At 72.0% G+C, this 3,626-nt stretch carries 1 protein-coding gene and 1 pseudogene; both read left to right on the forward strand.

Annotation, left to right across the window (positions count from 1 at the left end):
* A pseudogene (locus APM_RS03980) lies at positions 1-460 on the forward strand (efflux RND transporter periplasmic adaptor subunit); the annotation flags it as partial.
* A complete protein-coding gene (locus tag APM_RS03985; protein WP_007422065.1) occupies positions 457-3,513 on the forward strand; it encodes an efflux RND transporter permease subunit in 3,057 nt (1,018 codons plus the stop codon). The pseudogene APM_RS03980 and the gene APM_RS03985, both read left to right, overlap by 4 nt.
* Positions 3,514-3,626 lie beyond the last annotated feature (113 nt).

Below are 3,626 nucleotides of genomic sequence, written 5' to 3' on the forward strand. Positions count from 1 at the left end.
GCTGGTCGCGGTGGTCGGCGTCGATCCGGGCGACGCCCGGCGGCTTGCCGCCGGCCAGGCGGCGCTTGTGCAGGTGTTGGGCGGTGCGGCGCTGCGCGGGCGGATCGACATGCTCGCCGGCGAGGTCGATCCGCGCACCGGGCTGGTGGATGCGACGGTCGGGCTTGGCGGCGCGCCGGCGCTGGTCGGCGCCATGGTCCGCGCGCGCATCGATACCGGCACGGTGCGCGGCGTGATCGTGCCGCGCGACGCCGCGCTGCCGGCGGCGGGGCGCGACGTGATCTGGCAGGTCAGGAACGGGCATGCGGTGCGCGTGGAGGTGCGGGTGCTGGCGAGCGCGCGGGGGCGGAGCATCGTCGCCGGGCGGATCGATCCGGCGCTGCCGGTCGTGGTCTCGGGCAATTACCAGCTGCGGCCGGGCATCGCCGTGCGGATCGCGCGGCCGGGACAGGGCGGATGATGGGGGGCTTCGCCGCGTTTCTCGGCCGCCAGCAGAAGGCGATCCTGTTCCTGATGGCGAGCCTCGCCCTGGCCGGGGCGGTCGGCGCGCTGTCGCTGCCGGTGGGGCTGTTTCCGCGCACCTCGTTCCCGCGGGTGCGGATCAACATCGATTCGGGGGCGCGGCCGGCGCATGAGATGATGTTGCAGGTGACCCAGCCGGTCGAGCAGGCGCTGCGGGCGATTCCGGGCGTGCGGGGGGTGCGCTCCACCACCTCGCGCGGGTCGATGCAGGCGTTCATCGATTTCGACTGGGGCACCAACATGCGGGCGGCGACGCTGGAGGTCGACGCCGCGCTGGCCCAGCAGTTGCCCGACCTGCCGAAGGGCACGCGCTACGTGGTGCGGCGGATGGACCCGACGGTGTTTCCCATCATCGCCTATGCGCTGATCTCGCACAGCATTTCCGAGGCGGAGCTGCGAACGATCGCGCGGTATCACATCGTGCCGGTGCTGGAACGGATTCCGGGTGTCGCCAAGATCGGCGTGCAGGGCGGCGACACGCCGGAGGTGCATGTGATCGTCGATCCGGCGAAGCTCGCCGCGATGCATGTGACGCTGGCGGGTGTCGAGCAGGCGGTGTCGCGGTCGAACGTGCTCGCCTCGGTCGGCCGGCTCGCCGATCACGACAGCCTCTATCTGGTGGTGCAGCAGAACACGCTGCGGACCATGGCGCAGGTGCGGCGGATCGTGGTCGGCGGCGGGCCGGACGGGGTGGTGCGGCTCGGCCAGGTGGCGCGGGTCGAGATGGGCCGGGTGCCGCGCTACGACCGGGTGAGCGAGAACGATCACCGCGCGGTGACGTTGCAGGTGTTCCAGCAGCCCAGCGGCAACGCGGTTCAGGTGGACGCGGCGGTGCGCCGGGCGCTGGCGGCCTATGAGACGCGGCTGCCGGCGGGCGTGCGGCTGGTGAAATGGTACGACCAGAGCACGCTGGTGACCGCCGCCGCCGGCTCGGTGCGCGATGCGATCGCGATCGGCGTGGTGCTGGCGGGGCTGGTGCTGATCGGCTTCCTGCGGAGCTGGCGCGTCACGCTGATCGCGCTGCTGGTGCTGCCGGCCTCGATGGCGACCGCGGTGCTGATCCTCACGCTGCTGGGGATGAGCTTCAACATCATGACGCTGGGCGGGCTCGCCGCCGCGGTGGGGCTGGTGATCGACGATGCGATCGTGATGATCGAGCATGTCGCGCGGCGGGCCGGGCGCGCGGGCGGGATCGCGGCGCGCGGCGCGGTGCTGGCGGCGGCGGAGGAATTCCTCGCGCCGCTCGCCGGATCGTCGCTGGCGACGCTGATCGTGTTCGTCCCCCTCGCCTTCCTCTCCGGCGTGACCGGCGCCTTCTTCAAGGCGCTGTCGATCACCATGGCCTCCACGCTGGTCGCCTCCTGGCTGTTCTCGGCCTTCGCGGTGCCGGTGCTGGCGCGCTGGCTGATCGATTTCGACAAATGGCACGATCCGGTCGCCGGCGGCGGAGCGCGGGAGTCGGTGCTGGCGCGGGCGCACGGGCGGCTGCTCGACCTCGTGGTGGCGCGGCCGGCCTGGCTGCTCGTGGCGCTGATTCCGTTCGTGCTGGCCGGCGCCTATGCCTATGCGGTGGTGCCGACCGGCTTCATGCCGCGGATGGACGAGGGCGGGTTCGTGATCAACTACCAGGCGCGGCCCGGCACCTCGCTGGCCGAGGGGGCGCGCGAGATCCGCCAGGTGGGGGATATTCTCCGCGCCGACCCGGCGGTGGCGACATGGTCGACCCGGCTCGGCGCCGGGCTCGGCGGCGACCTCAACGAGCCGTATCAGGGCGACATTTTCGTTCAGCTCCGCCCGCTCGGGCAGCGGGCGCCGATCTGGACGGTGATGGACCGGATCCGCCGGCGGATCATCGACCGCGTGCCGGGCATCGATTTCGACGAGTCGCAGCTGATGTCAGACCTGCTGGGCGATCTCGTCAGCCAGCCGGAGCCGATCGAGATCGAGCTGCATGGCGACCCGGCGCGGCTGGATGAAACCGCGAAGAGGGTGGCGGCGGCGATCGGGCGGATACCGGGCGTGGTGGGCGTGCAGGACGGCGTGGTGATCGCCGGGGATTCGATCGACATCCATGTCGATCCCGCGAAGGCGGCGATGTTCGGCTTCGATCCCGCCGCGGTCGAGCGGATGGTGGCGACGGCGCTGCGCGGTAGCGTGGTCACCGCGCTGCCGGGCCAGGAGCGCTTTACCGGCGTGCGGCTGGAACTGCCGCGCGACGCCTTCGCGCAGACCGGCGACCTGCTGCGGCTGCCGCTCGCCGCGCCCTCGGGCGCGCTGGTGCCGCTCGGGGCGATCGCGACGCTGAGGACGGTGTCGGGCCGGCCGGAGATCGACCGCGACAATCTGCGCCAGATCGTCGCGGTGACGGGGCGGATCAGCGGCGGCGGCATTTCCGCCGCGATTGCCTCGGTGCGCCGCGTGCTGGCGCGGCCGGGCCTGCTGCCGCCGGGCATGAGCTACCGGCTCGGCGGGCTCTACCGGCAGCAGCAGAAGGCGTTCATCGGGCTTGCCCGCGTGTTCGTCGCCGCCGTGCTGGCGGAATTCGTGCTGCTGCTGTTCCTCTACCGCAGCTTCGTCATCGCCGGGGCGATCGTCGCCACCGCGCTGCTGTCGAGCCTCGCGGTGTTCATCGGGCTCGATCTCTCGGGTGTGGCGCTCAACATCACCGCGCTGATGGGGATGACGATGATCGTCGGGCTCGCGACCGAGATGGCGATTTTCTACATCTCGGAATTCCGGAGCCTCGCCGGGTATCAGGACCGGCGGGAGGCGCTGGTGGTGGCGAGCCGGAACCGGCTGCGGCCGATCGCGATGACCACGCTGGCGGCGATCCTGACGCTGCTGCCGCTGGCACTCGGCATCGGCCAGGGCAGCGGGATGCAGCAGCCGCTCGCCATCGCGGTGATCTCGGGGTTCGTGGTGGCGTTTCCGCTGGTGCTGTTCGGCCTGCCGGCGCTGCTGCGGCTCGTGCTGCGGGGGCCGGAACCGTAGGCGACCCCATGCGGGAATGCCGGGGTCCCGGACCGTTGATCTGCGTCATCGCCGCCGGCCCCGCGCGGTCCTAGGTTCGAGCCGATCCGGACGGGCACGCGCCCGAAGGAAGC

Source organism: Acidiphilium sp. PM (genome assembly GCF_000219295.1).
In the GTDB taxonomy this organism is placed as follows: domain Bacteria; phylum Pseudomonadota; class Alphaproteobacteria; order Acetobacterales; family Acetobacteraceae; genus Acidiphilium; species Acidiphilium multivorum.